The 19,365-nt window shown below is 52.6% G+C and carries 18 protein-coding genes and 1 tRNA gene; 15 read left to right on the top strand and 4 right to left on the bottom strand.

What is annotated here, in order from left to right:
* Positions 1 to 69 precede the first annotated feature (69 nt).
* From P2R09_RS20490 to P2R09_RS20470, 5 genes are all read left to right on the top strand, one after another.
* Positions 70 to 145, top strand: a tRNA-Phe gene (locus tag P2R09_RS20490).
* A gap of 312 nt (positions 146 to 457) precedes the next feature.
* Positions 458 to 1,423: a sensor domain-containing diguanylate cyclase gene (locus tag P2R09_RS20485; RefSeq protein WP_275772399.1), complete on the top strand. Its 966-nt coding sequence runs from the start codon at positions 458 to 460 to the stop codon at positions 1,421 to 1,423.
* 749 nt (positions 1,424 to 2,172) lie between these two features.
* Entirely contained in the window at positions 2,173 to 2,337 is a 165-nt protein-coding gene (locus P2R09_RS20480; protein WP_004571242.1) for a general stress protein, read from the top strand.
* A gap of 501 nt (positions 2,338 to 2,838) precedes the next feature.
* Positions 2,839 to 3,321, top strand: coding sequence for a DUF892 family protein (locus P2R09_RS20475; RefSeq protein ID WP_004571241.1), 483 nt, complete (start codon positions 2,839 to 2,841; stop codon positions 3,319 to 3,321).
* A gap of 10 nt (positions 3,322 to 3,331) precedes the next feature.
* Positions 3,332 to 3,838, top strand: coding sequence for a DUF892 family protein (locus P2R09_RS20470; protein WP_275772396.1), 507 nt, complete (start codon positions 3,332 to 3,334; stop codon positions 3,836 to 3,838).
* Between the two features lie 72 nt (positions 3,839 to 3,910).
* Here P2R09_RS20470 and treF read toward each other — a convergent pair whose 3' ends face one another.
* Together treF and P2R09_RS20460 are read right to left on the bottom strand one after the other, a co-directional pair.
* Positions 3,911 to 5,569: an alpha,alpha-trehalase TreF gene (gene treF, locus P2R09_RS20465; protein WP_275772825.1), complete on the bottom strand. Its 1,659-nt coding sequence runs from the start codon at positions 5,567 to 5,569 to the stop codon at positions 3,911 to 3,913.
* Between the two features lie 356 nt (positions 5,570 to 5,925).
* On the bottom strand, positions 5,926 to 6,783 hold the full coding sequence (locus P2R09_RS20460) for an SDR family oxidoreductase (RefSeq protein ID WP_275772394.1): 858 nt from the start codon (positions 6,781 to 6,783) through the stop codon (positions 5,926 to 5,928).
* Positions 6,784 to 6,880: 97 nt separating this feature from the next.
* On the opposite strand from P2R09_RS20460, the gene P2R09_RS20455 reads away from it, so the two are divergent.
* The 8 genes from P2R09_RS20455 (at position 6,881) to P2R09_RS20420 (ending at position 13,857) form a co-directional block, all read left to right on the top strand.
* Entirely contained in the window at positions 6,881 to 7,261 is a 381-nt protein-coding gene (locus tag P2R09_RS20455; protein WP_004571237.1) for a helix-turn-helix domain-containing protein, read from the top strand.
* A 780-nt stretch (positions 7,262 to 8,041) separates the two neighbouring features.
* Positions 8,042 to 9,454, top strand: a complete 1,413-nt coding sequence (locus P2R09_RS20450; protein WP_008925698.1) for a cytochrome ubiquinol oxidase subunit I — start codon at positions 8,042 to 8,044, stop codon at positions 9,452 to 9,454.
* Position 9,455: 1 nt separating this feature from the next.
* Complete coding sequence (gene cydB / locus P2R09_RS20445) at positions 9,456 to 10,460, top strand: cytochrome d ubiquinol oxidase subunit II (RefSeq protein ID WP_275772391.1); 1,005 nt, start codon at positions 9,456 to 9,458, stop codon at positions 10,458 to 10,460.
* Between the two features lies 1 nt (position 10,461).
* On the top strand, positions 10,462 to 10,635 hold the full coding sequence (locus tag P2R09_RS20440) for a DUF2474 domain-containing protein (protein ID WP_004571235.1): 174 nt from the start codon (positions 10,462 to 10,464) through the stop codon (positions 10,633 to 10,635).
* 218 nt (positions 10,636 to 10,853) lie between these two features.
* Entirely contained in the window at positions 10,854 to 11,723 is an 870-nt protein-coding gene (locus tag P2R09_RS20435; RefSeq protein ID WP_275772389.1) for a helix-turn-helix domain-containing protein, read from the top strand.
* A gap of 223 nt (positions 11,724 to 11,946) precedes the next feature.
* Positions 11,947 to 12,129: a hypothetical protein gene (locus P2R09_RS20430; protein ID WP_275772387.1), complete on the top strand. Its 183-nt coding sequence runs from the start codon at positions 11,947 to 11,949 to the stop codon at positions 12,127 to 12,129.
* Positions 12,130 to 12,462: 333 nt separating this feature from the next.
* Entirely contained in the window at positions 12,463 to 13,245 is a 783-nt protein-coding gene (locus P2R09_RS20425) for a siderophore-interacting protein (RefSeq protein ID WP_275772823.1), read from the top strand.
* 72 nt (positions 13,246 to 13,317) lie between these two features.
* Positions 13,318 to 13,857 (top strand): PadR family transcriptional regulator, encoded by a 540-nt coding sequence (locus tag P2R09_RS20420; RefSeq protein WP_275772385.1) that lies wholly within the window; start codon positions 13,318 to 13,320, stop codon positions 13,855 to 13,857.
* On the opposite strand, the gene P2R09_RS20415 is transcribed toward P2R09_RS20420, so the two are convergent.
* Positions 13,858 to 14,154: a SelT/SelW/SelH family protein gene (locus tag P2R09_RS20415; RefSeq protein ID WP_275772383.1), complete on the bottom strand. Its 297-nt coding sequence runs from the start codon at positions 14,152 to 14,154 to the stop codon at positions 13,858 to 13,860.
* Between the two features lie 490 nt (positions 14,155 to 14,644).
* On the opposite strand from P2R09_RS20415, the gene P2R09_RS20410 reads away from it, so the two are divergent.
* Complete coding sequence (locus P2R09_RS20410; RefSeq protein ID WP_275772822.1) at positions 14,645 to 15,133, top strand: CinA family protein; 489 nt, start codon at positions 14,645 to 14,647, stop codon at positions 15,131 to 15,133.
* Between the two features lie 36 nt (positions 15,134 to 15,169).
* Here the strand turns inward: P2R09_RS20410 and P2R09_RS20405 are convergent, their stop codons facing one another.
* Positions 15,170 to 16,153 carry an MDR family oxidoreductase gene (locus tag P2R09_RS20405; protein ID WP_275772381.1) on the bottom strand — a complete coding sequence of 328 codons (984 nt, stop codon included), beginning with the start codon at positions 16,151 to 16,153 and terminating at the stop codon, positions 15,170 to 15,172.
* A gap of 561 nt (positions 16,154 to 16,714) precedes the next feature.
* Here P2R09_RS20405 and P2R09_RS20400 point away from each other — a divergent pair.
* Positions 16,715 to 18,868: an ornithine decarboxylase gene (locus P2R09_RS20400; protein ID WP_275772379.1), complete on the top strand. Its 2,154-nt coding sequence runs from the start codon at positions 16,715 to 16,717 to the stop codon at positions 18,866 to 18,868.
* Positions 18,869 to 19,365 lie beyond the last annotated feature (497 nt).

The raw sequence follows: 19,365 nt of genomic DNA, 5'->3' as shown, positions 1-19,365 counted from the left end.
GTCAGTCGATTAGATTTTGGCGAAAAGCGTTTGACGCTGCCGGGCCGCTTTGGTTTAATGCGCCCCGTTGCCCGAATAGCTCAGTCGGTAGAGCAGGGGATTGAAAATCCCCGTGTCCCTGGTTCGATTCCGGGTTCGGGCACCATCTTTAAAGAACCCGCCTCTGGCGGGTTTTTGCGTTTGTAGCGCTAATCCGGTCCACCTGACTCCATACCTTCCCGAACAATCCGAATTTCGTCTATAGCCGCTCATTCCGGCTCTTAATTCAGTAGCAACACAAATAGATTTCACGTCGAAATCACTTTGCCGTCCCGGCTCTGTGCTGCGTTGCAAGAGCGTTGCCGCCTGAAATCCTGTCCAGCCTGCAATTGACCGGGGCTAATCGTGTTTTATAAGGCACTCTTTACAGAATCAACCTGACAGGCACAATAGCCCTTTTTCCAGCTCCGTCACGGTCATGTCAGAAGAAGCGCTGCGTCTGCAGATACAGAACCTGAAAAAGCATAATGCGCGTCTGAAGCGTATAGCGCATGACGCCCGTACAAAACTTAACGCGGCGCTCGATGGTACCGGACTGTTCCTGTGGCAGCTTGATATTCCCAGTGGCAAGCTGGTGATCTTCAACCGGCGCTGGGGAGCGATGCTCGGGTTCCAGCCGAAAGAGACCGACGCCAATTTCGAATCCTGGAAGGAGAGTCTGCATCCCGAGGATGCCGATGAGGTTTTGCAGGCCTTTAACGATCACATCGCCGGGAAAGCGCCTTATTACGAAGCACTTCACCGCATGATTGCTAAAAACGGCAGTATTACGTGGGTGCTGGATCGGGGGCGGGTCAGCGAGTGGAATGCCCATGGCGAGCCTGTCAAAGTCATTGGCACGCATATCGACATGACCAAAGAGAAGCAATATGAAGAGCAGCTTGCCCTGCTGGCGCTTCACGATCCCCTGACGATGCTTAACAATCGCCATGCTTTGCAGAACTATTTCTGTGAGCTGAAAGCGCAGGGGCCACTCTGCGTTGTCTTTATCGATCTGGATAACTTCAAACACGTCAACGACACCCTGGGTCATCGCAGCGGTGATGAAGTGCTGATCCAGCTAAGCCATCGGTTTACAGAACTCGCGCCGGCAGAAGTGATGATTGGCCGACTCGGCGGTGATGAGTTCGTGCTGTTATTGCCGTTTGCGATTGACCATCCGCAGGTCAGACAACTGGCAAATGCCTGCCTTGACGCGGTGCTTGCCCCATTTGATATGGCAAATGGTCATGCCCTGATAGGGGCTTCTGTCGGGGTGTCACAGGTACAGGGAAGAGATGATTTTGATACTGCCCTTGCGCGCGCAGATGAAGCGATGTACTGCATTAAGAAAAACGGCAAGCGCGGCGTGGCGTTTGCTCCCTTCCTGCCTGATTTAATCTGATGTTCCTCTACTGATGAAACGCGCAGAGGCCTGGATGCTGGCTGCGCAGAATATTTTTCCTGACACGTCCTCCGTCTACGCACCGACTTTGTATCAGGTACTTTTCCGTCCGAATGATGCCTTCTATCTCCGCAGAACTCGTTTTTAGTACTATTCCGAAATCCTGACGTTGTTCAGTTAAAACGCCTATTCTCCCGCTCCGCCTATCCTGAAATAAAAAACGTTATTACTGGTACTTTATTCTGCTCAAAATTTTCTCTGGCTCAGTGTTGTCGGTTATTTATTGATCAATATTGAGCCTTTTAAGATGATGCAGACGCACTTTCACGCTTCGCTTATTAACGCGGTTTTAAAGGAAACAGTGTCATGTTATTTCACGCTGCGCTTAGTTAAATTGATCGTTTATTGATCATATTCACCATCTGATATTGATAAGCTTGTCATATTGCCGCTTCGCTTATCGATTTTCAATTGGACTTTTTTTGAAAATGATCGATTAATAGGGCGCGGCGATTTTCGTTATAAGTTTTTTCGCGCCGCTGCTCTTTTTTTTGAATACAAGGGAGCAATAGTTGAATTGCGTTATCGTCCCTGAAAAGGGTAGTGCCACCAATAAAGAAAACCGCGACGGATTTTTTATTTCTGGTGCTTGATCGGTTCAATATTCTGTCTACATTTATGTTGTTGAATCGGCCTGATGAAGCGTTAACTGTGACAATTCTAATTTTAAATTCAAAGAGGAACACAGAATGACTCAATATCGCGGTGGAGCGGGAAACTTTGCAGCTGACAAAGAGCGTGCTGCTGAAGCCGGACGCAAAGGCGGTCAGAAAAGTGGAGGTAACTTCAAAAACGATCCTGAACGCGCCATTGAAGCAGGCCGCAAGGGGGGCAAGGTGAGCCGCAGGAGCTGAGCGCCGTTGATAGTGCTGAGATGACAACTTGCTTCATCTGCCGGGCTATACAGTATCTCTCGCTTATCCATAAAGATAATAACCTGCTGAATTATGCCGGTGGTAAATTATTGGTAATCCCAATTGCTTTTAATTAAACCGGATGGATATTCCCGTCCGGTTTTTTTATTTTCCACGCGTTAAATCTGTACGGCATAATAAAAACTTGTACAGCTAAGTTTTAGCTGGCCCATTTTTTGAAGGCGTGCTTTCAAAAATTCATACACGTTTTTTTACTTTGTATAAATTCAAGCCCGGCTAGCGAAGCCGCAGTCATAAAAATATTTCTTAGCTAACACGTTGCTGTAAAAAGGAAAATGCATTTGATATGCCACTTTTGTGTCCACTTCATACTGATGCGGCGTGTGATATTAAGAATCTCCACTAGACTTTTCAGGTGTCAACGATATGACTGGCGTTGCGTTATTACCGATGCAGCGTTTTAAACAATGAGGCTATCTTATGACAGTGAAAACGTTAAACGACCTGTTCATCCATGACCTATCCGATGTTTACAGCGCTGAGAAACAGATAACCCGTGCATTACCTAAAATGGCGCGTGCAGCCAGTGACGAAAATCTTATCGCTGCGTTTAATCAGCATCTGGAAGAGACCCGTGCGCAGATTGAACGACTCGACGAGCTGGTGGAAGTGACACCTGAAGTCAAAATTAAAAGAATGAAATGTCATGCGCTTGAAGGTCTGGTTGAAGAAGCACAGGAAATTATCGACTCGGTTGAAAAAGGTGAGATTCGCGATCAGGGGCTGATCGGCGCTGCACAGAAAGTTGAGCACTATGAGATCGCGACCTACGGCACTCTGCATGCGCTGGCACTGAAGCTGGGTTACACCAAAGCGGCAGAGCTACTGGAAGCTACTCTGAACGAAGAGAAGCAAACGGATGAGAAACTCACCCAGGTAGCCGAGTCTATTACCGTCTCTTAAGGAGTAATACATGACTGCGATAGAACATTATCATGACTGGCTGCGCGATGCGCATGCCATGGAAAAGCAGGCTGAAAGTATGCTGAGCAAGATGGCTGGCCGTCTTGAGCACTATCCGGCGCTGGAACAGCGTCTGGCGCAGCATCTGGAAGAGACTAAACATCAGCTGACACTGCTGGAGCAGTTGCTCGACACTCACGGTATCGATCACTCTGTGATGAAAGACGCGATGGGCAAAATGGCGGCGGCCGGTCAGGCTGTTGGCGGTATGTTCAACTCGGATGAAGTCGTGAAGGGCGCTATCAGTGGTTATGTCTTCGAGAATGCTGAGATCGCCAGCTACACCAGCCTGATTGCCGCGGCAGAGCAGGTAGGTGATACGCAGGGCGTACGGATACTTAACGAGATCCGTGACCAGGAAGTGGCGATGGCAGAGTGGCTGCTGCAGAACCTGCCAGAGGTCACTCAGCAGTTTCTGCAGCGTGCGTCACAGCCGGGCGTGGAAGCGAAGAAGTAGTGCTGAACAGCGCGCATGAAAAAGCCGGGGATTCCCGGCTTTTTGCGTTAGTGCTTTTCAGGCTGGTGATGTTCAGTCAGCCATTAAATGTCCATACATCGTCATCAGCTTACGCGTCACGCCGTTAGTCCAGCCAAAACCATCCTGTAACGGATATTCCCCGCCGCCGCCAGGACGCGCACGCTCACCGCTGATGTCATATTTCTCTACCAGCTTGTGATGCAACTGATAGAAGTTATTGACTGTATTCAGCCAGTTCACAGCCACTTCTGTTGCCAGCGTCTCTTCGCCATAGTTATTCAGGCCAACAATTGCCATCCACTGCATGGGTGCCCAGCCGTTAGGCCGATCCCACTGCTCGCCGCTTTCGACCATTGAGGTCAGCAGGCCGCCGTTGCTCAGCAGCAGATGACGCAACGAGATCGCCTGCAGATGCGCCTGATGCGGCGTCGCCAGGCCCACAAACAGCGGAACCACTGAAGCTACGGTAAAGGCACCGAAACGCTCACGACGCCAGTCATAATCGCGGAACACACCGGCGGTGCTGTCCCACAGATAACGGGTAATCGCACGTTTACGCGCTTCCGCCTTTTTCTGCCACGCCAGCGCCGTCAGCTCTTCACCTTTGGCGTGCGACAGAGTCGCGATCATCAGCTCCAGCTTGTACAGGAATGCGTTCAGATCGATGGGGATAAACTGTGTCGTACGGATGCTCGACAGGCGTTTCGGATTTCGCAGCCAGCGAGAGGAGTAATCCCAGCCAGACTCCGCGCCAGCACGCAGATCACGATAGACTTCGCTAGCCGGACGTTTAGATTCGCGGGCGGTTTCAACATCTTCGATCCACGACTCATCACGCGGCGTATCGCGATCATCCCAGTAGCGGTTCAGCAGGGAGCCGTTTGGCATCCGCACCACGTGACGATAAGCCTGATTCGGCATCAGTGAACCCGCGCCATCCATCCAGAACTGATACTCCTTCATCAGCTGTTCCTGATAGCGTTTCGCACCGCGCACGCCATCTTCTTCGAACAGCTCTACCATCAGTGCAAACACGGGCGGCTGAGAACGGCTGAGATAGTAGGTACGATTGCCGTTTGGCACATGACCGTAGTTATCGATCAGCCAGGCAAAGTTGTCCGCCATGTGACGGAGCAGGTCATCGCGGCCTGATTCTGCCAGGCCGAGCATGGTGAAGTAGGAGTCCCAGTAATAGGTTTCGCCAAAGCGTCCCCCTGGCACTACATAAGGTTTTGGCAACGGCAGCAGTGATGAGTGCGGCATATGCTGTTGTGGCATTTTGGTCAGAACCGGCCACAGGTCATCAATATGCTCGTTGAGAGTTTTATCCGGGTTAGAGACATAAAAGCTTTCGTTTACGCCAGGCAGATAAAAATGATCGGCGACAAAACGCGACAGGTCGAAATCACTGCTGCGTTTCTGTCGACGATAGCGCATCAGCACGTCCAGCGGATCGTACTTAGGCGAACAGTCGGGGAAGGTTTTGCTATCCTCGAAAATCCGCGACATCTGGACATGTTCAAACAGTTCCAGATAACGATCGGCAGGGGTGAGTGCATCCGGAGCCGGTAAGCCTTCAATCAACTCCGGCTCGGGCTCAGAATCCTGCATGCGTTCCAGTTTCAGTTCATGGGGATCGTATTGATACTCAACTTCCGCCCCGGCACGAACCTCTTCAAGTGCATTTTGTTGCTGGCGATGGGTATTAATAACGGCCTCCTGAGCGGTCGTGGTTGCACAAAAGAGAAATTATAGACCTCTCATTCAGCGGAACAACAATGCAGAATATCTATGAACGTAATAAAAATTGTCTATTAATCGAGGTTTTTTGATAAATCCCAGACAATTCAACCAAATATAGCAGTGTTCACAAAAAATACATTTCAGATGAATCTCTTAACGGAATGGATAAAAAAATTCAAACTGAAGAAAACTGGCGTTTATTCACATTTTGTAAAAGATAGCCGGGCCGAAAAGGGTGCAGAAAATGGCATACGTAACGGAAAGCCGCGCAGAAAAGAGCAGGGAAGTAAGCGGGCCTGCGTGCCCGCTCGTTGACAGCAGAATCAGGTGTTCGCCAGCGCTGCGCGAACGACTGTCTGCCAGGGCGTGGTCGGGCGACCAATCAGTTTGCTCAGCTGACGGGAGTCATCATACAAACCGCCTTTTTCTGCACCGGCATCCGAATCTGCCAGCATCTCCGCCAGACCCTCTGGCAGGCCAGCACCTTTAAGCGCGGCGGCAAAATCAGCCTGAGACAGATTGACGTAATCAACCTTCTCACCACTCTGCGCGGCGATCTCCGCAGCAAACTGCGCCAGCGTGTAGCTGTCGTCGCCTGCCAGTTCATACACTTTGCCCGCCTGATCCTCACGGGACATGACTTCAGCCGCCGCTTCCGCGTAATCCTGACGGGCTGCAGACGCGATGCGACCTTCACCCGCCGCGCCGATAAATGCATGATGCGCCAGCGCAGGTGGAATGCTGGCGGCATAGTTTTCGGTGTACCAGCCATTACGCAGCAGGGCGAATGGGATGCCGGAGGCTTTCAGCAGCGCTTCTGTGGCGCGATGTTCAACGCCTAAGCCCAGTGGTGAGGTGTCCGCATGCAGCAGGCTGGTATAGGCGATGAAGCCTACGCCCGCCGCCTGTGCCGCTTCAATAACGGCTTTATGCTGCGCTTCACGCTGACCCACCTCACTGCCGGAGATCAGTAACAGTTTATCGACGCCTGCAAAAGCGGCCCTGAGCGTTTCTGGCTGACTGTAGTCGGCCTGTCGGACCGTGATGCCCTGCGCCGCAAGATCGGCCGCTTTGACGGGTGTACGGACAGCAGCGACGATCTCTTCTGCCGGAACTTTTTTCAGTAAAGCATCGATAACGAAACGGCCCAACTGGCCGGTCGCACCTGTTATTGCAATCATGCTATGACTCCTGTGGCTGTTGTTGAAATCCAGACTAAGATATAAGCTAATCTTTAGTAAGTACTTACAGAAATGTTAGTTAAGGTGTGCTGATTAAATGTCTGATAAATTGAGTGAAAAATTTAGTCGCGGTGAATTACTTAACGTTAATTGTCCGTCGCGTGATGTGCTGAAACGCGTGACCAGTCGCTGGAGTGTATTGATTCTGCTGGCCCTTCAGGATCAAACGCTGCGCTTCAGTGAATTGCGCCGCACGGTCGGGGGCGTCAGTGAGCGGATGCTGGCTCAGAATCTGCGTTACCTGGAAGAAGATGGCTTCGTCCAGCGAATTGCTTACGATGTGGTGCCTCCGCACGTGGAATATCGCCTGACCCCGCTTGGACGTGAAGTCGGTGAGCAGGTTGTGGGCCTGGCAGACTGGCTGGAACTAAACCTGGGCAGGATTCTGGCGCAGCGCGAAAAATCTGCAGCAGAGTAAAGCTACCCCGTCTCAGCCGTCAGAATGTGACGGCATCGATATTTTTACCTGAAAATTTCTGAGCCCACTTTTGTTTACTGCCTCTCTGATGCCGCAGCCATGCGATAGCAATGCAAATAAATCCATCAGGCTTTTCGTTCTGTTGCTGATTATTAAGTCGTTTTATCAATCTCTGGATCGAAATATAGGAGAGTGAGTTGAGTGCTGTTAATAATGAGGCGTTTTTTGACTCATTTATTTAACATCTTAATGTGTGTTTAACTTCGTGGATTCTACTTTATTTTATCCATACTCACCTCAGGATTAGTAAGTATTAAACAAAAAAGAAAACAAAGCGGCAGAGATAAGGGTTTAAGGATTTAACCTGTTAAAATATAATGGTATTTAGATCTTCGCTTCTCACTTATAACCTTAAAGAACTCCAATTTTTATAGCAAAAAAGTGCCTGAAAACAGGCCGTTGACGATACTTTACGTGCAGGCATTGCTTTCGTGCGTTCGACTTTTAAAGTGAGAAAATACGTAACATTAACGACACATAAGCACCCTCTGATTAACCTTTCAGCCTTATTTTTAAATAAAAATTTCCCGCCAAAAACAATGACCAAAATCAATAAAGACTGTTATAGTTTTCATTAACCCCACTGTTTCTTTTTCCTCGTCGCAAATAGCTCTAAATTTGCGGCGGGAATTTCAATAAGCGCAGAGAAGTCAGCGCATCAGGCTTAAGTTGTTAATTATAAGTAAATACATGGTGTTCTATGTGGCAAAGAGGTAAGCAATGTTCGGATTAGATGCCTTTCATCTGGCCAGGATTCAGTTCGCATTTACTGTATCCTTCCATATTATCTTTCCCGCCATCACCATCGGTCTCGCCAGCTTCCTGGCAGTACTTGAAGGTATGTGGCTTAAAACACGCGATCAAACCTATCGCGATCTCTACCACTTCTGGTCGAAAATCTTTGCCGTTAACTTCGGTATGGGTGTGGTATCAGGGCTGGTTATGGCTTATCAGTTCGGGACGAACTGGAGCGGCTTCTCTGCGTTTGCCGGCAGTATCACCGGCCCGCTGCTGACTTATGAAGTGCTGACGGCGTTCTTCCTGGAAGCAGGCTTCCTGGGCGTGATGCTGTTTGGCTGGAATCGCGTGGGGCCGGGTCTGCACTTCTTCGCCACCTGCATGGTTGCTCTGGGAACACTGATTTCGACCTTCTGGATTCTTGCCTCCAACAGCTGGATGCAGACGCCTCAGGGCTTCATCATCGAGAATGGCATTGTGGTGCCGCAGGACTGGTTGAAAATCGTCTTCAATCCCTCTTTCCCTTATCGCCTTTTCCATATGTCAGTGGCGGCGTTCCTGGCGAGTGCCTTTTTTGTGGGATCGTCAGCGGCCTGGCATTTGCTGAAAGGGAATAACAATCCTGCTATCCGTAAGATGTTCTCCATGGCGTTGTGGATGGCGCTGATCGTTGCGCCGATTCAGGCGATGATTGGGGATGCACACGGTCTGAACACCCTTGAGCATCAGCCAGCCAAAATCGCGGCGATTGAAGGACACTGGGAAAACCCACCGGGTGAGGCCACACCGCTGATCCTGTTTGGTATTCCCGATATGGAACAGGAGCGCACCAAATATGCGCTGGAAGTGCCTTATCTTGGCAGCCTGATTCTGACGCACAGTCTGGATAAACAGGTTCCGGCGCTGAAGTCGTTCCCGAAAGAGGACCGCCCTAATTCTACGGTGATCTTCTGGTCATTCCGCGTGATGGTGGCGCTGGGGCTGCTGATGATTACGCTGGGTGTAGTCAGCCTGTGGCTGCGTTTCAAAGGCCGTCTTTACGAGTCGCGTCCTTTCCTGTGGTTTGCTCTGTTAATGGGGCCATCGGGTCTGATTGCGATTCTGGCGGGCTGGTTTACCACTGAAATCGGTCGTCAGCCGTGGGTGGTGTATGGCGTGCAGCGCACCATCGATGCGGTCTCGGCACATGGCGATATGCATATGAGCATCAGCCTGCTGGCCTTTATTCTGGTCTACAGCTCGGTGTTCGGTGTGGGATATCACTACATGATGCGCCTGATTAAGCAGGGACCGGTTGTCGGCGAAGGTCATATCACCGAAGAAGGTGGACCGGGTCAGAAGAAAACGCCAGCGCGTCCGCTTTCCGCTGCCACCTTTAAGGATGGAGACCACTAAGATGATCGATTATTCCGTTATCTGGTTTGTGATTATCGTCTTCGCAACCCTGATGTATATCGTGATGGATGGTTTTGACCTGGGTATTGGTCTGCTGTTCCCGTTCAATAAAGATGCCGGCGAGCGCGACATGATGGTTAACACCGTCGCACCGGTCTGGGATGGTAATGAAACCTGGCTGGTTCTGGGAGGCGCGGGCCTGTTCGGGGCATTCCCGCTGGCTTACGCGGTGATTACCGATGCGCTGTCGATTCCGCTGACCGCCATGCTGATTGGCCTGATTTTCCGGGGTGTCGCCTTTGAATTCCGCTTCAAGGCGGTTGAAGGTCATCGGGCATTCTGGGACAAATCCTTTATTGCCGGTTCAGTTATCGCCACGTTCAGTCAGGGCGTCGCAGTCGGCGCGTTTCTGGATGGCATTCCGGTTGAGGGACGCCGTTTTGCCGGTTCCGCACTGGACTGGCTGGCACCGTTCCCGCTGTTCTGCGGCGTGGGTCTGGTGGTGGCCTATGCGCTGCTGGGCTGCACCTGGCTTATTATGAAGACCGAGAATGAGCTGCACCGTAAGATGTCCGCGCTGGCAACGCCACTGGTCATCGCGCTGTTAGTGATTATTGGTATTGTCAGCCTGTGGACGCCGTTTACGCATCAGGACATCGCACATCGCTGGTTCAGCAAGCCAAACCTGTTCCTGTTCCTGCCGGTTCCGGTGCTGGTGCTGCTCTGTTCATGGGGCATTGTGCGCGCCATTAAGCGTGAGGCGCACTATTCACCGTTCCTACTGACGCTGGCGCTGGTCTTCCTGGGCTTCTCCGGTCTGGGCATCAGTGTGTGGCCCAACATTATTCCGCCATCCGTAACCATCTGGGATGCCGCATCGCCACCGCAGAGCCAGGCCTTTATGCTGGTGGGTAGCCTGCTGATTATCCCGATGATTCTGGGTTACACCTTCTGGAGCTACTACGTGTTCCGTGGAAAAATCAAAGCAGATGAAGGATATCATTGATATGAAAAGCCTCAGCAGCATGAAAGACCACAATCACAGTGAAGAGACGAAAGCGCCGTGGTGGAAACGGGTAATGTGGCTGGTGTTTATCTATGCCGCCAGCGTACTGGCGCTCGGCGTGGTCGCCTCGCTGTTCCGCATGATGATGACGGCAGCGGGTATGCGTAGTCATTAATTGTCGCAGACTCCGCCTTACAGTTATCAGGCGCATTTTTTATCAGGAATCAAAAGGCTGACGTCAGTCAGCCTTTTTTAGTTAGTAACCTAAGCAATTAATGCGGAATTGCCCCGAACGGACGTGCACGGCTTACCCTTTCCTTACACTGATTCGCCATATTTGTTATCCTTTTTTAATTAAAACCTCAGTCTTAACCCGCGTCGTAAATCGCCATCATGCTCAGTCAGGCCATTAAAAAAAAGCACATCAACGATCTGGTTGAGTGGATTGAAGCCCATCTCACTGACGATCTCAATATCGATCAAATTACCCTGAAATCAGGATATTCAAAGTGGCACATGCAGCGCATGTTCAAGGAGATGACCGGACAAACGCTGGCAGCCTATACCCGCAAACGGCGCCTGACGATGGCCGCCATGGCACTGCGTCTGACGCGCATGACACTGATTGATATTGCCGTACGATTTGGTTTCGATAACCAGCAAAACTTCACCCGGGTTTTCAAAGGTCACTTTTCACTGACGCCTGGCGCATTTCGGCGTATTCCCCATTTGCCGGTCAAAAACTTTCATGGACGCATTCTGGCGCGATCGCTGGCAGAGCGCGCCACGCTGGTTGAACGCGAGGAAGCGTTGCACCTGTGCGGAGAGAAGCTGGAGTGGGAGTGTAAGTTCGGTGATTATTTTGCCGACCACGATCACCGGGTTGCCGGGCTGGCGCGTCATCTGGTGTCGCTGGCAGGAAGCCATGTAACGCATGGCTGGTTAGGCTTTCAGTATGGCCCCGGGCATAGCTCTGCCGACCAGCAGAATATTAGCCTGTTTCAGGCGCTGGAGCCGCAACATGCCAGGCTGCTGGGTGACAATACCGATAACTGGCGTGAAGTGCGGGGGCTTTATGCGTCAATTCGCTGGAGCGGCAAACCTGAACAACTGACGCGTTTTATTGAGGATATTTACTATCAACATCTGCCAGCGCTGGGTGTAGCGCGCCGTCCTGGCAAAGACCTGCTGCGTCTCGACTTTGCACATTGCAAGCCTGACTGGCTGAGCGGCGTTTTTTCTATTCCGGTGATGCAGGCGTAGTGTGAAGGGCAAGGTACAGGACGCCAAATGCATAATTCGTGCGGTAAACCGTGACAAACCGCACGATTTTATAAAATAACTCCCCAGTCTGGCGTAAAATCTTCCCCCGAAACCCTGTCATACCTGAATCATCGTGTATCTGTGGCGGGGCTGGAACATTCATCTGCATTTCAGGCCTTTTCTGGCCAAAAGGCAAATAAAGACAACTATTATGCGACGCTTAATGATTTCACTGATTCTGGCATTGCCTGTGATGGCAATGGCGCAGCAGGCTGAACCTTTTACACCGCCAGCCGGACTGCATCCGCACTCTCAGGTTTCTCAACATGAAATTCTGGGTGACGGTGAGCTGCCGGAACACACCACCAGCAACTCATCCCTCTCCGGATTCAACGACACGCTGTAAATGTCAGTGCGCTGCCAGCCTCTGCGGCGCAAAATTGCCGGCTCCTCAGGAGCCGGACAGCCTTAGCTTTATCTGCCTGCTTCGATATCCCCACCCATAACGTCTCTTTAAACGCGCTTAGCCGGGCGGTTTAGCGCCTGTTCTTCGCACACCTCAATGTTTATAAAATATATCTTAAGCGGGCGGATCGCATTTTTCGTTCTTGTGCCTAAGATATATCATAGCTAATCTTGCGCCTTAAGATGAGAATGATTTTTATTCCAGAATCATTATTTTAATGATGGTCAGCATGCCATAGATCACGGGCAGAGATCCCGTTTGAGGAAAGAAATGATGGTTGCATCAGCTAATCAACGTTTACCGCAGCGTGTCCGTAATACGCTGCGTTTTCGCCAAATCCACGTCGTGAGTAAAACGAAGATTGCCGGCAAATTCTGGCGTATCCGGTTCAGCGGCACCGACCTGGCCGGCTTTACGTCACCGGGTTTTGACGACCACATTAAGGTCTTCTTCCCTTCCGTTGACGGTGCCACGCTGGCGCTGCCGGAGATGACTGACGAGGGCATTGTCTGGCCTGAAGGTTTACGTCCTCAGGCGCGCGATTACACCCCACTGGAATTTGATGGTGAATCTTCACTTACCCTCGATTTCTATATTCATCAGCAGGGCGTAGCCAGTGACTGGGCAACGCAGGCTCAGGCTGGCGATCAATTAATTGTGGGCGGCCCCCGCGGTTCGCTGGTGGTGCCAACGGATTATGCATTTCAGCTTTACGTCTGCGATGAAACCGGCCTGCCAGCCTTTGCGCGCCGCCAGCGTGACGTCAGTGCACAGGCGCTGCATCTTTATGCCTTCACCGATGAAACGACGGGCTGCGACTATTTATCCGATACGGCTAATGTGACGGCCAACTGGCTTGGCAGTGGTCAGATGCAGCATGCGCAGCTCAGCCAGCTGATTATCCGCCTGGATCAGATCACACTCCCTGCGGAAGATTACTTTATCTGGCTGACGGGTGAAGGTGAGTTTGTTAAAGCACTGTCTGACTACTTCACCGTACAGCGTGGCCTCAACAGTGATTTTGTTCGGGCAGTGGCTTACTGGCATCAGAAGTAAGCGGTTCTGACAATTGAGTTTTGCCTGGTGGCGGACTACCATCAATCCGACTTTTTCCCCGCAGGGCAGGCCATGAAACAGTATCCGAATTCCACATCATCTGACGATCAGACGGCGCCTGCAGGGAGTTGCAGCGGCCGACGCAAACGACGTGAAAAGATGCTTGAGGCAAGTGAGATTCGCCTGCTGATGCTTCATTTTCTGGCGCAGAATGCAGCGCACGGCTATGAGCTGATCAAATCGGTTGAGGAGCTGTCGAAGGGAGAGTATTCCCCCAGTCCGGGCATCATCTATCCCAATCTGACGCTGCTGGAAGAGATGGAGGCGATTGAGGTGGTGGATGCGCAGGCAACACGAAAAGCGTACCGCCTGACGGCAGTGGGAGAGGCCCAACTGGCAGAAAGCAAAGAAACGGTGAGCAGCCTTATTACGCGGCTCTCGACGCTGGCTATCCTGGTCAATAATCGCAGCATTCCTGCTGTTGAGCAGGCCATTCATGGATTGAAGGTCGCCCTAAACCGGCGGCTGGCGCAGGAAGATATCTCAGAAGCCGCGCTGCAGACGCTGATTAAGGCGCTGCAGGACGCGGCTAAAAAAATCACGCACAGTTAATTAGCTGATTTCGGTTTTGTTCTTGTCAATGTGGCCCAGGGTACGGTCCGGGAAACAGATGTCACGTACGCGCTGTTTCAGCGTGGTCGCATCCGGGAAGCCACCATCACGCTTACGCTCCCACAGCAGATGCTCATCCAGCGTAATCTCAAAGATACCGCCGGTGCCCGGTTTCAGCGTGACCTCCGCCAGATCCTCAGCGAAAGTGTGCAGAAGTTCCTGTGCCATCCACGTTGACCGCATCAGCCAGTTGCATTGCATACAGTAGTGAATAACAACCACAGGTTTTTGCGCCATAACTCTATTCCTTTACGTGTTGATAAATGCCAGTGCATTCGGGTTAAAAAAGTGTGCGCTGTGGTTATTTATGAATTCATAAAGCTTTAGAAAACGGCTTTTAATTGCATTTTATCGGGTACGCGCCTCGCTTGATCAGCATGCTGAGCAGCTTTTTATGGCTTTATGCCGCGCCATTATTGTTATTCCAGCAAGCAAGGGAGTGAATACTAACAACTAATCAGGTGATTCGCGCCTGTGTCACCTCGTTTTAGGAGATTGACTAAACCGCTTAAGCTTTAACAGGCGTTACCCGCCACTCTCAGAGAGACATAAAATGGGGCAACACTGTTTTCAGCATTTGTTTCTGAGGGGAGACAGGTGAAGCGTAAGTCGCCCGCTATTCTGTTGTTAACTCTGACCGTTTCGTTTTAAAAACATTGGCTTGCGAACTTATGTTCGCTGATTTTGCGCTATACCTGGAGTTCAGGACAGCCTTAAGGAGACCATGATGGCAAAATCATTAGATCAAACCGCTGAGCAACTGGGTAACATTTTACTTTCCTCCGGACTTCATCTGGCGACCGCGGAATCCTGTACTGCCGGGTTGATCAGCATTACGCTGGCTGCCGTGGAAAATAGCGGCGACTTCTACACCAGTGGTTTCGTAACCTACAGCGAAAATGCCAAAATCCGTCTGCTGGGCGTAAAGCCCGAAACGCTGAAACAGCACACGGCGGTGAGTGAGCAAACGGCGCGGGAGATGGTGCAGGGAGCCTGCGCCCGCTCTGGTGAACCGGTGGGATTATCGATCACCGGCTATGCCGGACCGGGTGGCGGTGAAGATGGCACACCAGCAGGCACCCTCTGGTTTGGCTGGGTGTTGCCCGACGGCAGGGTCGAGGCGGAGTGCCATCAGTTCAGCGGCGATCCAAAATCGGTGATGGAACAGGGCACGCAGTTCGCACTGGAAGGACTGGTCAAAAGGCTAACGAGCTAATAGATAAAGGCGCTAAGTGCGCGCCTTTAAAAACAGTTAGCGGCAGTCGACAATCAGGCGACCCTGCACATTGCCCTCCAGCAATGCCTGCGCGCCTTCTCTGGCTTCACTTAGCGGGATGACGCGACTCAGCTTGCTGAGCCTGTCGCTGTCCATCAACTCACCGAGTCGCTGCCACGCCTGCTCACGAAGCGGCTTCGGACACATCACGCTATCGACACCGGCCAGCGTCACGCCACGCAAAATAAAGGGAGCAACGCTGGCTGGAAGATCGAGTCCCTGCGCCATACCGCAGGCGGCAACTGCACCGTCACGCTGCGTAGCGGCCAGCACATTCGCCAGAGTATGGCTGCCGACGCTGTCTATCGCGGAGGCCCAGCGCTCTTTTGCCAGCGGTTTGCCAGGCTGGGAAAGCGCTTCACGGTCAATGACCGATGCCGCGCCCAGCGTCTCGATCAGATACGCAGGGTCGCTGGTGCGTCCGCTCGACGCAACTACCTCATAGCCCAGACGCGCCAGCAGGCTGACGCTGTAGCTGCCGACGCCACCACTGGCCCCGGTCACCAGCACCGGTCCGCGTTCCGGTGTGATGCCCTGTTTTTCCAGCGCCATCACACAGAGCATCGCGGTCAGTCCCGCTGTACCAATGGCCATGGTTTGCAGCGGACTCAGCGCAGCGGGCACACGGACCAGCCAGTCGCCGCTGACGCTGGCTTTCTGCGCCAGGCCACCCCACTGTTTTTCGCCCACGCCCCAGCCCGTCAGCAGCGCCACATCATCCTCTTTCCAGTCGGGATGGCGGCTGGCGGTCACACGCCCCACAAAGTCGATACCTGGCACCATCGGGAACTGGCGCACTATCGGGCCTTTGTTGCAGATAGCCAGGGCATCTTTGTAGTTCAGGGATGAGTAGCTGACGTCGAGTGTGACATCGTGGTCGGGCAGTTGAGATTCGGGGAGATCTTTCAGCAGGGAACGGTAACCTTGTTCGTCATTTTCAATGACCAGTGCCTTGAACATGCAGCCTCCGGCAGAGTGGGAAAGAGGGATCAGTTTACGCTTGACAGCAGTAATGCGGTAGGGCAATGGCCACCTCGCCAGGTGAAGCGGGTGGCTGGCGCGGAAAAGCGTGCTGACAGGAGTGTAGAGGTTGATGCATAAATTTGCATATAATTCAGATAATTAGTCGTATTATGAAGTTTTTATGATAAATAGGCTATAAAAATCATGTTGTTACATTTTTGCAGTGTGACTGAATAATTGTCCGGGTCGGGTTGTTCACGTATAAAAAAGATGACATTATGACCGCCACTTTTTGACCCTGCTTCTTCATCACAGAGGACGTCGCCATGTCCGGTTCACCGCGCATTCGCCCGGATTACCGTTCGCTTTTTCCGGCGCACATCGTGTTTTCCACATTGCCGAACGCTTCGTTTTTTCTCATGCGGTGAGGCCAGCCAGGCCGCGGTTGTGGGGCTTTTCTCCATGGGCTGCGTAATGCCTTTCTGTTAATAATTCGCCGGGGCGCTGTCCCCATGATTGTGCCTCAGGCACTTCCTCCCTGACGTTAGGGATTCTGTTATGACTCCACTGAAAATTGCTGCCAGCGCCGCTGTTGCGCCCAGTCTGACCCTGAACACCGCGCGTGACGTAGTGACGCTGGATAACACCGACTTTACTGATGTGGCAGCGGTTGTCGTTTCGCTGGCAGATACCCGTAGCGGTGTGCTGGCGCTGCTGCGTCACACCGGCTTTAATCTGCCGGTGTTTGTCGCAAATGCGTTTGAAGAAGAGGTGATGCATCTGCCCGGCGTCAGCGGTGAGCTGAATGGCGAGCCGCAGGAGTGGATAGCGCTGGAAGCGGCTGCGCAGGCGTATGAAGCTGAGCTATTGCCACCCTTTTTCGAGACGCTGACCCGCTATGTCGACATGCAGAACAGCACCTTTGCCTGTCCCGGCCATCAGGGCGGCGCGTTCTTTAAAAAGCATCCGGCGGGTAAACAGTTTTATGACTTTTACGGCGAGAATGTTTTCCGTTCTGATATGTGCAACGCCGACGTCAAACTGGGCGATCTGCTGATCCACGAAGGCTCAGCTAAAGATGCGCAGAAGTATGCAGCAAAGGTGTTTAACGCCGACAAAACTTACTTTGTGCTTAACGGCACCTCCAGCGCCAATAAAGTAGTGACCAATGCGCTGCTGACCCGCGGCGATCTGGTGCTGTTTGACCGCAACAATCATAAGTCTAATCATCATGGCGCATTGATTCAGGCGGGCGCGACCCCGGTTTATCTTGAAGCGGCACGTAACCCCTTCGGTTTTATCGGCGGCATTGACGCGCACTGTTTCGATGAAGCCTATCTGCGCGAGCAGATAGCGACAGTGGCACCAGAGCGCGCGACAGAGGCGCGGCCTTTCCGTCTGGCGATCATTCAGCTGGGCACCTACGACGGCACAGTCTACAACGCGCGTCAGGTCGTAGATCGTATTGGTCATCTGTGTGATTACATCCTGTTTGACTCCGCATGGCTTGGCTATGAGCAGTTTATTCCATTGATGGAAGGCTGTTCACCGCTGACCCTGGAGCTGAATGAGAACGATCCCGGCATCTTTGTCACGCAGTCTGTGCATAAGCAGCTGGCAGGTTTTTCTCAAACCTCGCAGATCCACAAAAAAGATAATCACATTCGCGGACAGCGGCGTTTCTGCCCGCACAAGCGACTGAATAACGCTTTTATGCTGCATGCATCAACCAGCCCGTTCTATCCGCTGTTTGCCGCGCTCGATATCAACGCCAGAATGCATCAGGGCGAAGCGGGGCGTCGCATGTGGGATGAGTGCGTCATGGTGGGCATTGATGCACGTAAAGCGATCCTGGACCGCTGTGAAATGATCCTGCCGTTTGTGCCGGAGATGGTAGATAGTCAGCGCTGGCAGGATGCGCCCACTGAAACGATCGCCCGCGATCTGCGCTATTTCAGCTTTGAACCTCAGTCGAAGTGGCACGGCTTTGCGGGTTACGCCCGCGATCAATATCGGGTCGATCCCTGCAAACTATTGCTAACCACGCCGGGCATCGATGCTGCCAGCGGCGAATACAGTGATTTTGGGATCCCCGCGACCATTCTGGCTAACTACCTGCGTGAGAACGGCATTGTGCCGGAGAAGTGCGATCTCAACTCGATCCTGTTCCTGCTCACCCCGGCTGAAAGTCCGGAGAAGATGGCGAATCTGGTGGCGATGCTGGCGCAGTTTGAGCAGCATGTAAAAGAGGATGCGCCGCTGGCCGAAGTGCTGCCGACGATTTATCGCAAGAATGCGCAACGCTATGCTGGCTATACTCTGCGTCGCCTCTGTCAGGAGATGCACGATCTCTACGTCAGTCACAACGTTAAGGATCTGCAGCGTCTGATGTTCCGCGCTGCGGAGTTCCCGCCAGTGAGGGTCAATCCGCAGGATGCGCATCAGGCTTATATTCGCGGCGAAGTGGAGTTGGTCCCCATCGCCGATGCAGCCGGGCGTGTCGCTGCTGAAGGCGCGCTGCCTTATCCTCCGGGCGTGCTGTGTGTTGTGCCAGGGGAAGTCTGGGGTGGCGCGGTGCAGCGTTATTTCCTGGCGCTGGAAGAGGGGCTTAATCTGCTGCCGGGCTTCTCGCCTGAGCTGCAGGGCGTTTACACCGAAGAGGATGACCAGGGGCAGAAGTATCTGGTGGCGAATATGATAGTGGAGCGCTGATCTGAGCGGGGGCAGAGGCGGGTAGCGGCCCGCCGGGCCTTTTTGTTCGTGTGGTGCAGCGCTAAAGCTGAAGTTGTTCGCTGCGCGAACGGGCGCTGAGAAGTTTTCGTTCGCCTGGCAGCGAGCTGGCACTGAGCGGGTTCCGCCCGCCAGGCGTGAGGGAGTTTCAGTTCGCTTGAACAGGCGGACGTGTTAAGGGGCGTACGCCCGCCCCTTAACAATCCCGGCGTCCGGCTGCCTGCGCGCCCCGCTTTGCGGGGTGCCTTCGTCACGCCCTGCGGCCGACGGACCGTCCGGACTCGCCATCCCTGGCTCGTTCCGTCCTTTCGCCGACGTCCTGTCGGCTCATCCTGGCCTCCGGTTGTTCCTCAGCGCTTCGGACGCCTCTCCCAAACCCCCCGCCTGCAAAATTTTTATGTTTTTTGTTGCTGCGTTGTCTGCTGTCCAAGGACAGTTCCGGAAACGTAAAACGATGAGATACCCCACACAGAAAGAAG

Source organism: Pantoea sp. Cr_R13, from assembly GCF_029222565.1.
GTDB classification, from domain to species: Bacteria; Pseudomonadota; Gammaproteobacteria; order Enterobacterales; family Enterobacteriaceae; genus Pantoea; species Pantoea eucalypti.
Note: the sequence above shows the minus strand (reverse complement) of the source record. Positions and strands in the feature narration are given on the sequence as shown.